General features: G+C 31.3%; 17 protein-coding genes, 1 CRISPR repeat array and 1 riboswitch. Of the genes, 1 reads left to right on the forward strand and 16 read right to left on the reverse strand.

Going from position 1 to position 20,546, the window contains the following annotated elements; all coding sequences use genetic code 11:
- Positions 1-119: 119 nt before the first annotated feature.
- Together C683_RS03265 and C683_RS03270 are read right to left on the reverse strand one after the other, a co-directional pair.
- Positions 120-1,034, reverse strand: coding sequence for a hypothetical protein (locus C683_RS03265; RefSeq protein ID WP_040388638.1), 915 nt, complete (start codon positions 1,032-1,034; stop codon positions 120-122).
- 152 nt (positions 1,035-1,186) lie between these two features.
- Positions 1,187-1,864 (reverse strand): CPBP family intramembrane glutamic endopeptidase, encoded by a 678-nt coding sequence (locus tag C683_RS03270; protein WP_009489961.1) that lies wholly within the window; start codon positions 1,862-1,864, stop codon positions 1,187-1,189.
- Between the two features lie 271 nt (positions 1,865-2,135).
- Here C683_RS03270 and C683_RS03275 point away from each other — a divergent pair, with 271 nt between their 5' ends.
- Positions 2,136-2,753 (forward strand): hypothetical protein, encoded by a 618-nt coding sequence (locus C683_RS03275; protein ID WP_009489963.1) that lies wholly within the window; start codon positions 2,136-2,138, stop codon positions 2,751-2,753.
- 43 nt (positions 2,754-2,796) lie between these two features.
- Here the strand turns inward: C683_RS03275 and C683_RS06355 are convergent, their stop codons facing one another.
- The 14 genes from C683_RS06355 to cas9 form a co-directional block, all read right to left on the reverse strand.
- Positions 2,797-4,692, reverse strand: coding sequence for a C40 family peptidase (locus tag C683_RS06355; protein WP_009489965.1), 1,896 nt, complete (start codon positions 4,690-4,692; stop codon positions 2,797-2,799).
- 156 nt (positions 4,693-4,848) lie between these two features.
- Positions 4,849-5,391, reverse strand: coding sequence for a DUF5662 family protein (locus C683_RS03285; protein WP_009489967.1), 543 nt, complete (start codon positions 5,389-5,391; stop codon positions 4,849-4,851).
- Positions 5,392-5,472: 81 nt separating this feature from the next.
- Positions 5,473-6,795 carry an NCS2 family permease gene (locus C683_RS03290; protein ID WP_009489969.1) on the reverse strand — a complete coding sequence of 441 codons (1,323 nt, stop codon included), beginning with the start codon at positions 6,793-6,795 and terminating at the stop codon, positions 5,473-5,475.
- An 84-nt stretch (positions 6,796-6,879) separates the two neighbouring features.
- A riboswitch (purine riboswitch) is annotated at positions 6,880-6,977 on the reverse strand.
- A 29-nt stretch (positions 6,978-7,006) separates the two neighbouring features.
- Complete coding sequence (locus tag C683_RS03295) at positions 7,007-8,923, reverse strand: ABC-F family ATP-binding cassette domain-containing protein (RefSeq protein WP_009489971.1); 1,917 nt, start codon at positions 8,921-8,923, stop codon at positions 7,007-7,009.
- 1 nt (position 8,924) lies between these two features.
- Positions 8,925-10,130: a CCA tRNA nucleotidyltransferase gene (locus C683_RS03300; RefSeq protein ID WP_009489974.1), complete on the reverse strand. Its 1,206-nt coding sequence runs from the start codon at positions 10,128-10,130 to the stop codon at positions 8,925-8,927.
- On the reverse strand, positions 10,121-10,480 hold the full coding sequence (locus C683_RS03305) for a nucleotide pyrophosphohydrolase (protein ID WP_009489976.1): 360 nt from the start codon (positions 10,478-10,480) through the stop codon (positions 10,121-10,123). Before C683_RS03305 ends, C683_RS03300 begins: the two co-directional genes overlap by 10 nt.
- Positions 10,481-10,499: 19 nt before the next feature.
- On the reverse strand, positions 10,500-11,765 hold the full coding sequence (locus C683_RS03310; protein WP_009489978.1) for a tetratricopeptide repeat protein: 1,266 nt from the start codon (positions 11,763-11,765) through the stop codon (positions 10,500-10,502).
- Positions 11,766-11,861: 96 nt separating this feature from the next.
- Positions 11,862-12,149, reverse strand: a complete 288-nt coding sequence (locus C683_RS03315; RefSeq protein ID WP_009489981.1) for an HU family DNA-binding protein — start codon at positions 12,147-12,149, stop codon at positions 11,862-11,864.
- Positions 12,150-12,397: 248 nt separating this feature from the next.
- Positions 12,398-12,604: a hypothetical protein gene (locus C683_RS03320; RefSeq protein WP_040388640.1), complete on the reverse strand. Its 207-nt coding sequence runs from the start codon at positions 12,602-12,604 to the stop codon at positions 12,398-12,400.
- A gap of 129 nt (positions 12,605-12,733) precedes the next feature.
- Positions 12,734-13,891 (reverse strand): hypothetical protein, encoded by a 1,158-nt coding sequence (locus C683_RS03325; RefSeq protein WP_040388641.1) that lies wholly within the window; start codon positions 13,889-13,891, stop codon positions 12,734-12,736.
- 152 nt (positions 13,892-14,043) lie between these two features.
- A CRISPR array of direct repeats spans positions 14,044-14,607; the repeat unit is 36 nt; unit sequence GTTTTACTAATATGAAAATCTAGAAAGTACAAGAAC.
- A 53-nt stretch (positions 14,608-14,660) separates the two neighbouring features.
- Positions 14,661-15,587, reverse strand: a complete 927-nt coding sequence (gene csn2-St, locus C683_RS03330) for a CRISPR-associated protein Csn2-St (RefSeq protein ID WP_009489987.1) — start codon at positions 15,585-15,587, stop codon at positions 14,661-14,663.
- A gap of 2 nt (positions 15,588-15,589) precedes the next feature.
- On the reverse strand, positions 15,590-15,898 hold the full coding sequence (gene cas2 / locus C683_RS03335; RefSeq protein ID WP_040388659.1) for a CRISPR-associated endonuclease Cas2: 309 nt from the start codon (positions 15,896-15,898) through the stop codon (positions 15,590-15,592).
- An 18-nt stretch (positions 15,899-15,916) separates the two neighbouring features.
- Positions 15,917-16,831, reverse strand: coding sequence for a type II CRISPR-associated endonuclease Cas1 (gene cas1, locus C683_RS03340; RefSeq protein ID WP_009489990.1), 915 nt, complete (start codon positions 16,829-16,831; stop codon positions 15,917-15,919).
- Positions 16,832-17,034: 203 nt separating this feature from the next.
- Positions 17,035-20,457: a type II CRISPR RNA-guided endonuclease Cas9 gene (cas9, locus tag C683_RS03345; protein ID WP_009489992.1), complete on the reverse strand. Its 3,423-nt coding sequence runs from the start codon at positions 20,455-20,457 to the stop codon at positions 17,035-17,037.
- Positions 20,458-20,546 lie beyond the last annotated feature (89 nt).

The raw sequence follows: 20,546 nt of genomic DNA on the forward strand, positions 1-20,546 counted from the left end.
TATAATACAATAAGCATATAAAACAAAAAGCGAACTTCTAAGAGTTCGCTTTTTCTTTTCCTTATATTCCTAGTTATTTTGCTTCAATACTCAAATTTCTTAAATACTCAAAAATTTTTCTAGTTCCAGAAGTAATATTCTGTGTTAGATTGAGAATCAGTTTCTCCTTTTATTGTTATTGTATGAGAGTAACCATATTTATATTTATTTAATTTATTCATACCATTTTCTTTTATCGTTGCATTTCCAGACCCTTGTCCTAATGTTTGATTAGGGTTTTTGTCACCTTTCCAAGTAACAGAAGTTGCATCACCTTCAAATGCATCCATAGTAGCAAAGTAATCCTCATTATTTGATACCCATTGACCTTTCCAACCGCTATTTGTAATTGTTTGTTGGAATTGTTTATTCACTTCATTCGCACTTAATGAATCTTGTGGATTTGCAGGTTTTGATGGTTTTGAAGTTTTCACTGCAGAAACGGCATTTTTATTGACATAACCAATCCATTTGCCATTTTCTTTTGTATATAAAGAATAATAAACATTTTGATTGAAATGATTATAATGTGGTTTTACATATAATGTTTTTTTATAATAGCTATTTGTTGTACCTTTTTTCTCTTTGAAATTTAAATCTTTCCAAATACGATAGTCTTTTTTTGTGACTTTTACTTTTTTATCCGTGTTAAACGCAATTCCTCCTGCAGTTTTCGCTGTTTTTACTGCGGAAGAGCGAACATATCCTACCCATTTTTTATTATGATCATATAAGCTCATGTAACGACGACCATCTGATAAATTATAATATCCTTTAGCTAGATATGTCTTATGATATAATTTATCACTTGTAGTCGCTTTTTTCTTGAAGTCTTTATCTTTGTAGAAGCCATATCCTTTTTTCATGATGGTTACATAATGTCCATCTTTATGATAGTTTCCCCATTTTACAGCGGCATCTGCTGATCCAGTTGTCGCAAGGATTCCTCCACATAAGCAAAGGCTACTTAATGCTAATAAATATCCTTTTTTCATCTTTTTCTCCCCTTTTAATCTTAACTCCTCTTTCATTATAAGCTTCTTTTCCTTTACTAAATGTAACTTGCTTCACAAAAGAATAAGAAGAAAACATAAAAATATCCCCAAAAGAAATCTTTCGGGGATTGTATCATACACAATAAATATTTTTATACGAGCATACCAACAATATTATTTAACATATGTGCTCCTGAAGATAATAGGACATTATCTTTACTACGAACATATAATAAACTCAACATTAATCCGTTCCAAATATATGGTAAGGCTTGTGGTAATTGATCAAGAGAAGTGATATGAATCAAGCCAAATAGAATAGAAGAAGCGATGACCAGAATCCATTTTGGTAATTTTGTACCTAATTGACCAATAATCACTTCACGGAATAATAATTCTTCGTTCATCGGTCCAATAATTCCAACCGTAATCATAAATAAGAAGTTAGATAAAGGACTACCTACTTTAGCTAAAGAATCTACCGCTGCTTGATTATCACTTTGAATGAATGAGAAAACCATAGAACCAACTAACATTAAAATGAAAGTAAGTACGATTTTCCCCATATTGCTCCAAATTTTTTCTTTGAAGCGAGTCATATCTAATTTCAGTGTTTTTCTAAAAATAAGAATTCCCAAAATCAAACATAGAAAATGGAAACCAAAGAATCCATACTGGCGGAACATTTCTGCATCCATCATCGAACAATGGAAGGTTTGTTGATAAAATTGGCTCGATAATGGAGCAAGTGTATAGCCTAAACAAAGATAAGCAATTGTAAATGCAATAATTTTAAATGTTGGGGTTTGTAAAAATCCTTTTTCTTTCATTGTTTCCTCCTTTTTTTGTTATCTTATCATGAAAGAAACAAAAGCAATAATAAAATGATAAAAAATGAATCTTCCTAAATAAAAACTTAAAAATATATCATTAACTATATTTCATAATTAGAATTAAAACCAAATTTCTAAAAGATTTATTTCTAAATTGATTTTGATTTGAAAAGCAAATAGAAATATTTTAATTCTATATTTATAACTTATTTTTATTTTTCTATTTTGTGATAAAATAACATTATAAACATTTCACAAGGAGAATATTATGAAGAAATTACTCGTTAGCTTTTGTTCGTTAAGCTTATTATTAACTTTATCCGCTTGTGGAACAAAAGAAAAAGAATTGCAGTCCACCATTGATAGTCAAAGTAAAGAAGTGGAAACATTAAAAAAAGAAAAGCAAAGTGCAGAGGATAAAAATAAAAAAAGTGCTGCTGATGTGGACAAACTAAAGAAAGAAAATAAAAAACAAAAAGAGGAAATCGAACGATTAAAAAAAGTATTAGCGTCGAAGAAGGAAAGTAATCGTCAAAAACAGTTACAACAACAAACTATCGCTACTTCTACTTCGACGCCAACAGAAAACACAACTCAAAGTCAAAGTGGTGAAGGAATTTCTGCTGCAGCTACTATTCCTGAAATAGGTCCAGAATCATGTGCTTCACTTGACCATAATAAAATTGCTAAAGAAATTAGAGAAAAAAATAATCGTCCAGCGTTAACCTCTAAAGGACAGAAAATTTATGATCAAGATGGGAACGTTCTTACCGAAGGACAACGTCAAGAAATCATCAATAATGGTGGTGGGGACCCAGTCATCCAAGTAGAAACAGCAGAAATTCAAACGGAATGGGCTAAAGAACATGGATTATTAGACAAATAAAAAAAAGCGGACTCTTTGGAGTTCGCTTTTTTTTATTTAACTATTACTTAATAGGCTCAAATGCCGTTGATCTCATATATCCTAACCATTTTCCGTCTTTAGATTCTCTTATAGAGTAAAAACGACCACCTTTTTTATTATCTTCTGTAGGAATTCGATCATAATATCCTTGAGCGTAGTATGTGTTTCCAGCCATATTTAAAGAATTATTAATCATACAATCTGCACTCAATGATTGATGAGTATATAAACCATATTTAGTATCTTTTTTTGCCACTATAACCATCTTTTTCAATGGATGATATTCTCCAAAATTATATTCCTCAATTTTTAATGCATCCATATTTGCATACCCAATGAAAGTTCTTTCTCCATTTTGACGATTAACATCATATATCGAAGCATACCAATCATTATTAAAATGGTGATATTTATTTTTAATTTCATACCAATGATTTTTTTCTATCACTCCTAATTGTTGAGTGAAATTTAAATCTTTCCAAATTGCTATATTATCTTTTTGAACTGATACTAAGGTATTTGGTTTTTGTTTAAATGGTACTCCTTCTTTTGAATCACCTTCAAGATCAGATAATTTTAAAGCATCTGAATCCACATATCCAATCCATTTTAATCCATCATCAAGATCAGATTTATCTTCTTCAAATATACTCATATATCTATGATTGTCATAAGCATCATAGTATCCACGAATGTATACTGTCTTATTTAAATATTTATTCGTACTAGAAATAGCTTTTTTTAGCATAGTATCTTTGTATATATTAAATCCTGTATTTATAATGGTTCCATATTTCTTATATGAATGATGATCATTTAAGACACTAGAAACCTCTAAACAATCCAGGCGATTAACATATCCAAACCATTTATCATTTGAATCATATAAACTTAAATAAGTATATCCATTAAAATTATTATAATGTCCTTTTACATGATAAATTTCATTAACGTGATCTTGAGCTGTACCAATAGAATTCTTTAATTCTAAATCTTTCCAAATCTTAGCATTATTTCCTTTTGGATGAATTTTAATATAATAATCATCTGAAATAAAACTGCCTGCTGATCCATAGTCGCTTATTTTTAATGCACTTTCGCATAAATATCCCTGAAATTCTTTTTTATTATTATATAATTCATAATATTTTTTACCATCATTATTTATTATATAATTGGTAGCATGTAATGTCTTTTGATATAGATTTTTACTACTTTGTTTTACTTTAGTTAAAGTTTTATCTGTATAACAATCAGTATTATTACTAATAATTGTCATAAAATTATCGCAACGTATTGGGCTTAAAGAAGATTCTGGTAATACACGTCTGGCAAAATCTGGTTTCCAATATTTTATTTCTCCATATTTGACAGTTTCTCCTGGTTGTGGAGCATGTATATATTGTCCATTTCCAACATAAATAGCTACATGATATGTATTGTTCTTGTCACCCCAAAATAATAAATCTCCAACTTTTAAATTATTTAAAGAAACATCTTTACCACACTTCTCTTGCTCTGTTGTAACACGAGGAAGAGATAAATTAATAGCTTCTTTATATACATATTGTACAAGTCCAGAACAGTCAAATCCAGAAGGACTAGTTCCTCCCCAAACATAAGGAACCCCTAAATATTTTTTAGCAGTATTAAGAACGGATGATTGTTGTGGACTCAACATTTCTCTCTTTTCCATTAAATTATGACTATTAATAATAGGTTGTTTAGGAATAGACATAATGTTATTAAATTGTTCCTTAGTATATCCCTCTTTTTTAGCTTTAGACCATTCGCTATTAAAATTAATACTACAATCATTTACTATTGTACTTTGATTTTCTTTAGCATTAACTATGCTAATATTACTAATTCCTATTGTAGATAATATTGTAGAAAACAATAATATTTTCTTAAACATAAAAACCCCTCTTTAATAAAAATAAATAAAATACGAATAATAGAATAATACATATTTAATATAATTGTCAATTATTTATTTTTAGTATTTTTTCACAAAAATTTAAAAAAATAAATAATTTATAGTATTAAAAAATAGAGAAGTGAATTCACTTCTCTATTTTTTAATCTTTTTCTTTCGTTTTAATTCTTCTCGAACAGTTTTAAAGAATTGGTCTTCCCCTACTTCTTTTAAATAGTATAAAGCATCATGAATTTGTTGTGCAGTTTTGAGATGGGTTAATATCGTATGTTTTGTTTTCTCGTTGTATTCATAAGGCGAAGCGTCCGTGTATTTGTCTTTTAGATAATTTTTGCTAGCACCAATGCGATCACATAGTAATTCCACTAGATATTCATCTGTCATCGGCTGTGCAATAGTTCCTTCTTTACTATTATCTAACCAATATTCTAAATGATGGGCATTATGTCCTTTATGATGAAGCCATGCTTTTGAACATCCTCCATGTTCCACCTTATCTTGATGAATTGGCGAATGAGTTCCTGTCCAATAACGATGAACGTATAATTCTTGAGGCGAATATTTGGATAAATCATGTAATAAACCTCTTTTATATAAACCACAGCGGAAACAATTTTTCATTACTAAATGTCGGTGATGAGTAATTGTTTTTAAATGATTCCATAATGTTGATGTCATAAACTCTTCCTTTCTTTTCTTCTATTATCCTAACGCAAATTTCAGTAGAAAAAAAGAAGAAGACCTAAAAAGGTCCTCTTTTTATAAGTTCATTAAGTAAAAGTTCAAGATGAAAATAACATCTAAAATCCAAATCATTGGATGGACTTTTTTCCCATCTCCAACAACAAGAGCGACAAAACTATAAGTAATAAACCCTACTGCAATTCCATTACTAATAGAGAAACTTAGTACCATCGTCAAAATCGTTAATAAACAACAAGCCGCATATAAAATATGATCCCATTGAATACGAATTAAATCTTGACTCATCAAAATCCCCACAGCTACTAGTGCGGGTGCTGTTACCGCAGGAGTAACTAGACTATTAATAAATGGCGCAATATATAAAGATAGCCCAAATAATAATCCAGAAACAATAGAAGTTAGACCAGTACGTCCCCCTACTTCAATTCCACTTGTACTTTCAATCAAGGTTGCCATACTACTAACGCCTATTGTACTCCCAAAAATATTCGCTGCTGAATCTACTAATAATGCCTTATGCATATTTTCTTCTCCTAAATTAGGATTCGCAACTTTCAAACGTTGATTGACGGTTAGTAATGTTCCTGTTGTATCAAAAAAGTCAATAAATAAAAAAGAAAATAAAACTAAAATCAAATTAGGAATCGAATGGAATAAATCAGGTAATCCTTGGATAAATCCACCCATTTCATCTAAACGAAAATCTACGCCAAAATGACTTGGAAAAGAAGGCATACCAGAAAATCCCATCGCTCCCATGCAAAGTCCTATGATAATCGTTGCAATCATTCCCCAAAAGATAGCTAAAGGAACACCACGAGCTAATAAAGCAATAGTAATTAAAATTCCAATCAAAGCTAATAATACTGTTGGTTTTGTGAAATTCCCTAGTTTTACAAAATTATTTGGATCAGCTACGATGATATTTGAATTTTTTAATCCGATGAACATGATGAAAAAGCCAATTCCAATTCCAATCGCATATTTTAACGGTTCAGGAATTGCATCAATGATGATTTTACGCAGTCCAGTCAAAGAAATAATAAAGAATAAAATACCAGATAAAAAGACAGCTGCTAGTCCTGCTTGCCAACTGCCTAATTGAGGCACTACAGTAAAAGCAAATAAAGCAGCAGTACCAATTCCTGGCCCTAATGTGATTGGATAATTTGCAAAGAATCCCATCGCAAAAGAACATAAGGCTGAAACAATCGCAGTCGTTACAACCACCGAAGTTCGATTCATCCCTGCTTGAGAAAGAATGTTAGGAATCACCGCTAAGATATAGCCTGCAGAAAGAAAGGTGGTAATTCCCGCGATGACTTCCCTTTTCACAGAGGTATGATTCTCTCTTAATTTGAATAGTTTTTCAAACATATAATCTCCTTTCGATGTTGTCATCAAAAAAAGAGCATACCTTAATAAGGTACGCTCTTGTACGAATTTATCATGAAAAAGAAAAATTAATTTCATAATAATTGTAGTCCATTATTTACGGTAATGGGTAGAGACTGATGACCTTATTACATCTTTATACAATTAATTTTTTCTTGTATTATATCACGATCTCAATTGTTGTCAATATAGATTATACATATTGAGAAAGATATTCCCAACGTTCCAATTTTTCTTCTAACGCTTGGTTGGTCTCATCTAATTTTTGTTGCAATTCTCCAAGATAAACAAAATCTGCCGTCGTATTTTGACTCATTTCATCTTCAATCTCAGAAATAGAAGTTTCCAACTGTTCAATGTCTTCTTCTATGGTTTCCCACTCTTTTTGTTCCATATACGTTAGTTTTTTCTTTTCTACTTTTTCTGGTTTTTCTTCTACTTTTGGTTCTTTTGGTTTTTCTTCTTTCTTTGTTGTTTTACGGAAAGATTGTTCTTTCTCTGCAAAGTATTCTGAAGCTGAACCATAGTATAAAGATAAGTCTTCCCCTTTTTCAAAAAGTAATAGACGTTCTGCTACTTTATCTAAGAAGTAACGATCATGACTCACAGTGATAACTGCTCCTGGAAAAGTACTCAAATAGTCTTCTAAGATAGTCAAAGTATCGATATCTAAGTCATTGGTTGGTTCATCTAATAAAAGAACATTTGGCTGTTGAATTAATAATTTCAATAGATACAGACGACGTTTTTCTCCACCAGAAAGTTTTCCAACTAACGTTCCGTGCATAGAACGTGGGAATAAGAAACGCTCTAGCATTTCTGTCACACTGACAATTGATTGATCTTTTGTTCTTGTTTCTTCTGCGACTTCTTGTAAAAATTGGATGACACGCTTATTATCTTCCATTCCTTCATTTTGTTGTGTGTAGTAAGCGATTTTTACCGTTTCTCCAATTTCATAAACGCCACTCGTTAGTGGTAAACGCCCAGCTAAAACATTTAACAATGAAGTTTTCCCTGTTCCGTTATCCCCTGTAATCCCTAATCGTTCATGATTTTGGATTAAAAGATTTAAATGTGTAAAAAGAACATGGTCGCCAAAAGCTAATGAACCTTCTTCAATCGCTAATACCTTTTTCCCAAGACGAGTAGTTGCCAGATCAATGTTCCAGTCTGCTTCTTCTTTTTGATTCGATTTCATCGCTTCTTTTAAATCATAGAAACGTTTCTTACGTGCTTCTTGTTTTGTTCGACGAGCTTCAACCCCTTTACGCATCCAAGCTAATTCTTGTTTATATAGGCGTTGTTGCTTATGCTGTTGCACTTTTTCTTGTTCTAAACGTAACGCTTTTCCTTCTAAATAACTTTGGTAGTTTCCTTGATATTCATAGATGATTCCATGGTCTAATTCAAAAATTCGGTTCGTTACTTGATCTAAGAAATAACGGTCATGGGTAATGACTAAAAGTGCTCCTTTGTATTGTTGTAAGTATTTTTCTAACCAACAAATACTACGATAATCTAGGTGGTTAGTTGGTTCGTCAAGTAATAATAAATCAGGTTGAGCAATCAATACTTGAGCTAAGCCAACACGTTTTTGTTGTCCTCCAGATAACGTACCACATTTTTGTTGTAAATCAGAAATTCCTAACTGTTGTAAGATAATTTTCGCATTCGTTTCTGCTAACCAAGCATCCGTTTCATTCATACGATTTTCTGCTTTTTCAAACTGTGCTTGACACGCTTCATCATAGCCTTTTTCTTCCATTGCTAATAAAGCTTCTTCATATTGACGCACCGCACGCATAATCGGTGCTTCCCCTTTGAAGACAACTTCTAACACTGTTTTTTCTGGATCTAATTTTGTCTCTTGTGGTAAATACGCCACACTGTAATCATGAGGATAAGTAAACTCCCCTTCAAATGGCTCTTCTTCCACATAAGGGTTAGTTCCTTGTTGAGCTAAAATGCGCATTAAGCTACTTTTCCCTGTACCATTGATTCCAATTAATCCAATCTTATCGCCTTCTTGGATAGAAAACGCAATATTTTTAAACAGTTGTTTTTCACCATAAGTTTTTGTTAATTGTTCTGCTTTAAATTCTTTCATATTATTGTTCCTCTAACCATTGTTTTGTTGCGGCAAGTAACGCTTCTTTTGTATTTTCTACATTCGTATTGACCACTTGTTGTTGTAAGAAATGAAGGACTTTTCCTAACCAAGGACCTGGTTTTTCTCCTAATTCTTGCATCAACAATTTCCCATCTACTGCTAAATCTGCAATTTGGTGAATGGCCAATTGTTCATAGCGTTCTTTTTCTGTAGTTTCTTCTTCTGGTTGTAATAAATGATAGACAGATAATAATAATTCTAAATTTTCTGCTCCCAATTGGTATAATTCCCAAGAAGTTAATGCTCGTTCTAAACGTAATTCTAAATAAGGCAATGTGTGACATACTTTTTGACGTACCGCATTCGAGCATTTCCAAGCGCGAAGTACTTTTGATGTTTCTTTTTCTGACCATTGAGCAAAATGAGCTAAGGTCAACCAAGTTTCTTCTTCAGTTAACGGACCATTTACAACAGTATAAAGTTGTTCTACTGCTTCTTTTTGCTCTTTCAGAGCAGGACAACTTTCATAACATAAGGTATCAATAAATGGACGCAAACCTTTTTTAGGAGCGACTCCAGCCATTAATTTCAACCATTCTACTTGAATTCGCTCAACTGAAATTTTTTCTAATAAACAATGGTGTTCTTGAATCGCAGCATATGTTTTTTCTTCAATGGTAAAGTCTAATTGACTGGCAAAACGAACCGCACGCATCATGCGTAAAGCATCTTCGTGGAAACGCTCCGTTGCCTCACCCACAGCACAAATACGATGATTTTTAATATCTTCTAGGCCATCGAATAAATCAATCACTTCACCATTTCGATTCATCGCTAACGCATTCATTCGGAAATCACGACGTTTCAAATCTTCACTTAATGAGCGAACAAAAGTCACATGGTCTGGACGACGATAATCTTGATACTCACTTTCTGTACGGAACGTTGTAATTTCATAATGCTCTTCATTAAATAAAACAAGAACGGTTCCATGTTCAATCCCTAAATCAATGGTTTGTGGGAAAATTGCTTGTACCTCTTCTGGATAAGCAGAACTTGCAATATCCACATCATGAATCGGATGATCCATCATAATATCACGGACAGAACCTCCAACAAAATAAGCTTCATAGCCGTGTTCTTCTAAACGCTCCATAACAGGAAGCGCCGCAATAAATTCTTCTGGTAATTGAGTTACTTGCATGATGAATCTCCTTCCTTTGGGTCTGTTTTTCCATCTCGACGTTCAAAACGATAACGATCGCGAACTTGGAATTTTTGCATACTTTGATTGAATGCTTCGGTTAAATCAATCTCTAAGCTATTCGCTAGCATAATTAAGGTAATAAAAACATCGGCCAATTCTTGTTCGACACTATTTTCTGGCTCTTCTTTTTTCTTTTGCTTTTCCCCATAACTGTGGTTGACTTCTCTCGCTAACTCGCCGACTTCTTCAGTAATTCGTGCCATTTGTGCTAACGGTGAGAAATACCCCGTTTTAAACTGTTGAATATATTGATCGACTTCTTGTTGCATTTCGTTGATCGTTTTCATCGAGATCCCTCTTTTCGTTTTAATTTTCTAATCGGTTCGCTTCTAACCAATCTTCGACTTCAAAGTCTGTTGGTTCATGTTCTAAATAATGCTCTAAATAATGAATCGCTTCTTCTAAACGTCCTTCTTCTTGTAACATGAAACCATAATCTTTTAAAAATTCAGGGTCATGCCCCATTTCTTCTTTGGCTTTTTCATAGTGTTCCATCGCTTTTTCATATTCTTCTTCTTCACGATAAGCTTGTGCAAACAACCAATGAGCATAACCATCGACTTCTGATAAACGTTGTAACACATCTAATGCTTCATCAGAACGTCCTTCTTTAACGTATAAAGTAGCTAAAGCAAGAGCTGTCGTATCGGTATTTTCATACTCACTTACTTCCATTGCTTTTAATAGTAGCTCTTCTGCTTCTTTTGGTTCATTTAGACGATAAGCAATATCTGCAGCTAAATGATAAGTGCTACTCTTCAATGGATCATATTCTAAGCTTTTTTCTGCCATTGCTTTTGCTTCTTCTAAACGTTGTTCTTTCAATAATAGTTGTGCATATAAGAAAGAAGACGCGGCACTTAAACCATCTTGCTCTTCTAAATATTGTAAACAACGTAACGCTTTTTCATTTTCATTAATCGCTACATAGGCGGAAGCTAATAATTCTACAGTATACCATTCGGGTTGGTCTTTTACCGCTTTGACTAAATAAGGAATCGCCACTTCTGCTCGGTCCATTTCTAAGTTACATTCCCCAATACGAGACCACAGAGAAATTCCTGCAATATGTGGATCATCTTGATTTTTCTCTAGTGCTTCTAAATAGTAACGATAAGCTTCTTTATATTGTTGCTCATGGAAATAAAATTCTCCTAAAGCAATATCGATTAACACATCATCGCTTTTTTCTTTTGCTAATAATAATTTTTGCGCACTAACTTCACTAAAGCCAATCATTTGATATAAATCCGCAAATAAAAGTAAAGCAGGTACATAGGCATCACTATCTTCTGGAATAGAATCTAATAATTCAAAAGCTTCTTCTAATTGATCTTCTTCAATCGCAATTTCTGCCAATGTGACTTTTAATTCGTCAAAACTTGGCTCTTTTTCCAAAATAGCAGTAATCACTTTTTGTGCTGCTTCAATATATCCTTCTTGGTATAAAACTTCTTGTAAGGCGTATAAATATTCGATAGGATCTTCTGAAATCGCTTGTTTGATTTCTTCTTCTAATACAGTCATGTTGCCATCTTCCATGGCTTGAACTACTTTTTCACTATGTGTCATATCTATATCTACAATTCCTTTCTTACTCAATAAATGGAGGTAAAATACAAAAGAAGCATAGGAACCTCCTATGCTTCATTATGATCATAATAACTCTTATAATTGAACGTCTTTTACTGCATCTTTCAAAGCTTTACCAGCTTTAAATTTAGGAGTTACTGCTGCAGCAATATCCATTGGTTCACCTGTTTGTGGATTACGTCCTTTACGAGCTGAACGTTGACTTAAGGCAAATGTACCAAATCCAATTAAGCGTACGCTATCGCCTGCTGCTAAAGTTTCTTCGATTGAAGAGAATACAGCGTCTACTGCTTCAGTCGCATCTTTTTTAGTTAAGCCTGTTTTTTCAACAACGCTATCGATTAATTCTGCTTTGTTAGCCATTTGAATGACCCTCCATTATAAAAATCTTTAAAATACTGAATATTCAGTATTTATCTACAGATAATATATCAAAGTCTTTTCATTCTATCAATAAAAAAATACTATAAAATCAACATTTTTCTTGTTTTTTTCGGTTTTTTCGTCGATTTTAACACTTTTTTAGAAATTTCTTCCTATTTATGCCTAATTTTCCTTTTGAATTACAACAAAAAGACTTATTTTATAAGAAAAAACAAAGGTGTATCTTTTTATAAAGCATGCCATATTTTTCGAACGAAATAGGAAATGAGTTTATAAAGTCCATAGATTACTAATCCACCAATCGTACATAACCAAACCAGTCCCTCAGCAATCAATTGCAAAATGTTCCAAAATCCAGCAATCATAAAAGAGAAAAAATGGATGATGATTGATCCGATACCAAAGACTGCTAAAATGACTAATAATGTAGCCATCATTGTTCCCTCCACTTCTATATTCATCCTTATTGTAAGACTTTGCTAAAGAATACACAATTGTTTTGAGTAAAAACCCCTCCCTATTTTGTAGGGAGAAGTTGGAATAAAATTTAGAAAGTACAAAAATTATTGAATTTGGAAAGATAATGCCTGCATCGCTTTTTGATACTCTTTATAATGCGGTACTGTTGCATATTGTTTCAATGCAACCTCTGCCTTTTTGATTGCTTCTTTCACTTGCTCTTTTCGTGATTCTGGAGCTGATTCAACATATTTTTTTGCGTATTGGATCATATTTTCATCACCAGAGGTATTTAATCTCCATTGATTTAAAGCATTTCCCAATGTAAAATTCCAATAATATCCTGCAGTTGCTGAAGCGTGTTTATCTTTCAACACTTTTTGCGTGCTATGAACAAAAGAAATCACTTGTTTTGTGTCTTTTTTATTCAAGCTCTCCGCTGGAATTTTACTAGAAATTTCTTGATAATCATGAACCAATTTTTCTAATTCTTTTTTCTGTTTTGAAGAAATTTTACTAGATAAATCTTTTCCTTGTACATACCCTAGCCAATGATTTTCATCAGAAACAGAATAATAAGATTTTTGTTGATTTACACGGTAAATGCAACGAACAAAAACAGTTTGATCTTTTTTCAAAGTCTGATTTTTGTGATTTCCGTATAGGTCATTATTACATTGTGCCTTGTTAACTGCTACATAAATCGGATAATCGGCTGCTTTTTGATACTCTTTTTCTACTGATACTTTTTCTTTTTTTAATAAATGAATATCTTTAGAAGCAATATATCCTTTCCATTTCATATTCTCTTTAGCATCGTTTTGATATATAGAGTAATAAACTTGTCCATTTCCTAATCGATAAGCATATTTCACTTTATAGATGCTATCTTTTTTAATTGTTAATTTTTTATTTGTTTGGTTTAAATCTTTCCAACTCGTTGTATTTTTAGAGGCAACCACAAATTGATTTTCTTTTTGCGCTTTTAATGTGGTTACTTGAGTAGGTAGAATATAACCTTTAAAGTTTCCTTCAGAAATTAGGTAGTAAGATTGTCCTTTTAGTTTCTTGTTCCCTACTAGTTGATAAACTTTTTCTTTTTTCAGTTTTACCTTTTTGGTTAATTTTTGATTTGTGTAGCAGACTGCTTGATCTTTTGTAACTGTCACTAAAGAATTGCTACTAGCTTCTGCAGTTGAAAAGCAAGATAAAGCTACTCCTCCCATTAAAATACTCATCATTATATTTTTTGTATTCTTCATTTTAAGACCCCTTTCTCAAGGTATACTACCACAAGAAAATCTTAAAATCCACCTTAGTTTTAATAAAAAACCTCTCCTTTTTTTGTAGGGAGAGGTTGGAATGAAATCTAGAAAGTATAAGAACAAGTATGTAATTTTGAATAATTATCTACTCTTTACCAATATGAAAATCTAGAAAGTACAAGAACGAGTCTTTACTTCAATAAAGAACATTCTGCGTTTTACTAATATGAAAATCTAGAAAGTACAAGAACAACAGAAAGTTACTGACAACGAAAACAACAGTTTTACTAATATGAAAATCTAGAAAGTACAAGAACGAGTCTTTACTTCAATAAAGAACATTCTGCGTTTTACTAATATGAAAATCTAGAAAGTACAAGAACAGTACTTAACTAATCTGTTCGGTAAATGCTGTTTTACTAATATGAAAATCTAGAAAGTACAAGAACTGAAATGCCGAATCTTCTTGAAAAAGATTTGTTTTACTAATATGAAAATCTAGAAAGTACAAGAACATAGAGATTTTTTCATAACATCATGGTCATGTTTTACTAATATGAAAATCTAGAAAGTACAAGAACCTATTTTTAGATTTGATAATACCTGTAATTGTTTTACTAATATGAAAATCTAGAAAGTACAAGAACTGTGACCTTTGTCAGTCATCGACTCTTTTGGTTTTACTAATATGAAAATCTAGAAAGTACAAGAACCTTAAATTGTAATATTTAAAATTCCAGTATTTCTTCTTTTCATCGTAAAACTTCTATAATAATAATTCTTTTACTGTATTATAGAATAACATATTTTCTGTTTCTTCATCAATCGCAATTGCTAATAACGTATTAATTATCTCTGCATATAAAACAGAATCTTCTTCCGTATATTCCAAAGGATAATGGAAAAGAATCGTTTCTTTCATTATCTCAAAAGAAGGTAATTGTATATGATCCACTCCAATATATAAAATTTCTTCTAAATCATTAGGATATATTTTTTCTTTTTCTTGAAAATAAAAGAGGATTAACTGCGGATATTTTTTAGCTAAATGTTGTAATCCTTCTATACATTCTTTCATTGCTTCTTGGGATAAAAATTGAGTTAGGTTTTTTAAAATAACAACTACATACTCATTATTTTGTCGTAAATAGGTCTCTAACATTTGTAGAAGAAGTAAGACTAATGACTGTGAATCTAAACTATAAAGAGGATAATTTTGATGTGTACACAGGTCCACGTGTTTCATAATTTCTTGATTCAAATCCCAATGAATTTGTAATTGTAAATCTTTACTTAACTCATCATCCATCCATATATTTTCTATTTCTAATAATGTATTGCGACATTCTTCTATATATCTTTGTACCACAAAGCTCTCTATATAATTTTTAATATAGTGAAAGGATAGTGTTCCCTTCTTTTGACTTTCTAATTGAGTTAAAAAATCTTCCTTCCTCTCTAAAAAAAGAAATAGCGCTTGTTTAGACTTTATCTCTTTTTCATCAACACAAAAAATAGGAAAACTTTCACCAAAATAAGCTTCTTCTTCTAAACTCAATGATTTATTTTCCGCTAGACGTAAAAAAAGTTGATAGAAATTATTTTTCCCTTCTTGATCTGGACCTAGAAAATAATGGATGCATTGTTTTTCAATGTATAATTCTTCATTTCGATATCTCAAATATAATTCCATAATTAAATCACCACAAGCTTTTTATTTCCAACTAATTCTTCTTGTCTACTACTCGTTCCTAATAAAAATTGCATATCATTATATTGCCGTTCAGTCACATAAAGCAGGCGTACTTCTCCTTGTTGTGGAATTTTTCTTTGTAAAATGGCTTGGTATTTTTTCATTGATTGTCGATTGGGCACTGGTCGTTGATAAACTGAATACTGCATCATTGTAAAACCATTCTCTAGTAAACATTTACGAAATTCTCGATAATATTTTTGTTCTCTTTTTGTTTCCATAGGTAAATCAAACATACATAAAATTCTCATTCGTTCATAACTCACTTTCTATTCCTCCAGCGAAATAAAATCATCTAATGATATTTTTATTAGTTGTTTTTCATCTCTTAATTCGAGTGATTTTACAAAACTAGCTACATATTTTTGCATCACTTCATGTAAAGTACAAATTTTACTTTTATAACGCATCGGTTGATTTAATAAATCAATAATCGCTAAACGATGTTCATAATTTAAATACCTTACATCTTCACGAACAATTTCTTTTTGTACATAATAATCTACAAATGGACGAAAAGGTTCAATAAGATCATCTACTAAATTAAACTCGTTATATTCATTACAATGATGAATGCCTAAACAAGGAATTAATCCATTGGCAATTACTAATCGAGCTAAAGCTGTACGTAAAATTGTATAGCCAAAATTTAGCCCAGCGTTAATTCCATTTTCATCTTCTCTCGTAAAATTTTTATAAAATAAAGCATTAAAATATAGTTTAGCTACAATAGCTTCTTTATTCGTTCGATCCCCTAAAGCAATTTCAGATTTATGTTTTTCAATTGTAGAAAGTACATCTTCTTCTGCAATATCCCAATATTGTAAGTGTTGATATTGATTATCTAACTTCTGTTGAATAATTTCAGACCACATAATCTCTTGAAATAATTTTGGTACTGCGATTTGCATTTGATGTCGTTTTGCCATGCGATGATATTTGTATAGGGGTAAATATATTCCAATCGGTTCATATTTTATATTACATGTAATTAATGCAATATTATACTCACTTAATTTTGCTAATAAGCGAGTCGTAATCGTTGTTCGCTGTCCCTCTAAAATGATAATAGATATATCTTGTAAGGGAATATAAATCGATTCTCCATTTTTAACCACTTCAATATTTGTTAATTTTAATGAGAGTCGATTTCCCTCTTTGATATGAACAATTCTCCAGCTCATGTTTATCTCCTTTTATTGATTATTTGAAATATTTTTCACAAACAATATACAAAAGAATTTTACATTGAGCAAGAAAAAACAAAAAAACCTCACTCAAAGAGTGAGGTGAATCCGACATAAAGTCTTATTCTTGTAGATTTTCTAGATTTTCATATTAGTAAAAAGCGTGGAATTCATTCCACGCTCTTATTATAAATAATTATTTATTTGTCGTCAATCATTTTTTTCGGATTTTCACTTTCTTTTTCTACAAAATAGGTATTTCCTAAAATATCTGTATTTCCTTTTAATAAAGTCCATCCTTTTTTTACAAATACTGTTTGCATTTGTTTACGACATTTTCCATATACTGGAACTACTTCTCCATCTTCAAATTGATATTTTTCTACCGGTTTAATTTCAGCGTTATTTTTTCTATTTGGCATACTTCGTGATAAGTAACGCACAACAATGGACTCACCATTTTCATCAATCACTTTAACCATCGAGTTTTTATAAAGACTGAAGACAAATTCATCGTGCTCAGACAATTTATTATTAGCTTTAATTTCCTCATAACGAGATTTTGGAATTCCATAATGTCCATTCACAAATTTACCATCATTTTGATCAATTCCCACCAATGTATATTCACCAGTATCTTGGTTACGATATACGTCTGTGCGATATGGTTTCAACGATTGTAATACTACTTGACGATTTTTTGTTGAATATTTATGACTAATATCAATTTTACGATTTAATTTGCTATCATAATATTTCAATTGTTTGATTACTGGACCATTATTTTTCTTCGCATACTTTGTTACTGGGCCATTTTCTTCACGATATAATGCAAAAGGACTCACCTTTTTCTTCTTTCCTTTTTCATCTTCAATATACTCTGGATATTGCGCTAAAATTTCCTCTAATTTTTCAAAAGTTTGTGGGTCATGATGATACATTAAGAAAGATTCTTTATTTTTATCATAACGTTTTTTAAAGCGAACATACTCATCGTAATTATAAATATCTTTAATCTTCCCAATAACATAAGTTTCTTCTTTTTTATCTTTTCCAAGCTGAGCTTGTCTTGTGCCATAAATCGTATCATCCGCTACTTTTCGATTCATCTTTTGATCTACTTGATGCGAGAACTTAATTTTTAAATTACGTTCTCTTGTTTGTGGGCCACTAACCTCTTCTTTTGCAAAAGAATTACGTTGTAAAATTTGTACGTCTTGAATAAAGCTTTCAGGAAGACGCATTTTCACCTTGAATTCTTTTTCAGGCATTGTTTCTTCTTCTGATACTTCTACTTCAACAACTTCTTCATTCGCTGATTTTGGTAACCATTCTTTTCTTTCTTTGAAAAATTCGATATTTGGAATGACTGCCATTAAAGAAGCATCAATCGCATGATGATGGAAAGTTTCTCGAGTTTTATCTAATTTCACTTTCTTACGTAAAATATTAGTCATCGCGCCACGAACAACAGAAACATTCATCGACAATTGATTTTCTTTTTTATATTGTTGTAATGCATTTAGGACAATACGAGCAGTATAAGAAGTATCTACTAAATTACGATTGATGAATCGTTTTCTTGTTTCAATATCATTGCTATAAATTTCAGCTAATAATAGTTCTCGTTTTTCTTTAGAGAAACGTTTATTTTTTCCAACTAATTCTTTCAATTCATGGAAGCTTAAGTGACCATCTGTATGAGTAGTCATATATTCAAATGGAGTTTGATTGGATTTTTGTGAATTTAGTTGTTGACGAACTAAAACTTTATTGCATAATCGATCATCAAAAGAAATACTAATCGGAATGATATGATCTACTTCATATCCTCCTTTATTTTGAAGTAAATCAGATAATGGAATTTCTTGACCCGAATAAACACATTTTCCTTCTTGCTCATACCAAAGCATTAACTTCAAATAAAGACCTTTTGTTTTCAATAATTTTTCTTCTAATGCTTCTTCTGATAATCCACTTTGTGCTTGCGCTTCTTTTAAAATTTCTTTTTTGCGTTTCGCATTATTATCATTGATTTTTTTAATTTTTCGTTTTTGTTCATCTTCATTTGTTTCACGTGGCAATTCTACAATCACATTTTGAATATTTGGGTATTTTTCTTGAATCGCTGTAAATACTTTTAACATCTCACAAGTTGATTTTCGTACTACTGGATTATAAAGATTTTCTCGCAATTCTGCATAATTAAAATGATGGTTCTCATCTAGATAACTTGCTCGATTTTGAATAAATCCTCTCTCACATAAAATTGTACTTTGTTCTTTTGAAGTCTCCAATAATTCTGGAATAAATTCTTTCATCAGTTTCAAAGAAAAGCGATGCCATTTATGATTCGATGTCGCAACAAAGGCTGTATGATTTTTCACTAAAACTTCAATGACCTCTGGGGTTAAAATATCATATTGATTTGTAATCTTATTCAATTGCTTGCGAATTTCCCCAGGTTCAGTATTTAATGTCATCATTGTCGCTAATTCATCTAACAATTCTTCAGAAAAATCTGCTATTTGAATTCCTTCTTTTTCTAGCATATTTTTCTGTTTTCGATAATAAGCTAAAGAATGCAAATCTGGTTTATCTTTTTCATCTTTTCGATATCCAGAAATCTCTTCTTTCGGTGCTTTTGTCACTTTAGAAATCAGTTTTAACATTCCACCCGATAGACGAGAAGTATTTTTTAATTCTGTAATAATTTCTTCTTTTTGTGCTTTCGTTAAATGATGATCTTCTGTCGTTGGAATTCGTAAATTGTTTAAATCATTCAATAAATTAAAAATCTGTGCTGTATATGAACTTCCTGCTGCACGATACTCTTCAGGATAAAATTTATCTTTTCCAATTAAAATTTCAAAAAGATTATCTAATGTTTCTCCATTTTCACGATAAATACCATAATCTGTTCTTGATTTTTCGTTCCCTGGACCTACAAAATATTCACGTTTTCGAGTCACAAAAGAGATAATTTTTTCAATAAACACATCATCAATTTCTGGATGATATTTCTTTTGTGTCTCCAAAATTCGTTCTACTTCTTCTACATAATTTTTAGTTGGGAAAATATTGATGAGTAATCCATCTTCTGTTTGGATTTGTCCTCTGACTTGTCCATATTTTTGTAGACGATCATATTGAATTTCACCCACCGTTTTTGTTTTTAATAAACGACGATTATAATCTAATCCTGATTGGAAAGATTGGGTATTAGTTCCTTCTTCATCTGTAACATCTTCTAATTCATAACTGATCCCTCGATGTTTAACGATATTTAAAAGTGCAATGCTTAATTCTTCTTTAGATACTTTTTCATTTAATGCTCGCACTCGAATTTCATAGGGGTTCCATTCATCTTTAGGTTCTATATCTTTTAATTGGAAAACATTTTCTAAATATTTCTTTGCTTCTTGAATTCTTAATTTGCGTCTACGGAATAAACGACGACCTTGACGCTGATTACGTCGATTTACATTTTCATCTGCATCTGAACCAGAAAATAAACGAACACCAGATTCAAGAATTTGATTCGTTTCTGCATTAATGACAGACCAACCAGCAGAAGAAATCCCTACGTCTAGTCCTACGTTGACTTTAGTCATATTTTTCATTATCTTATCTCCTTATAATTTATTACTTTTATTATACCATTTTGTACGTATATTCACATAGATAATTTATAAAAAAATAACCATAAAAA

Source organism: Catellicoccus marimammalium M35/04/3, from assembly GCF_000313915.1.
Lineage (GTDB): Bacteria > Bacillota > Bacilli > Lactobacillales > Catellicoccaceae > Catellicoccus > Catellicoccus marimammalium.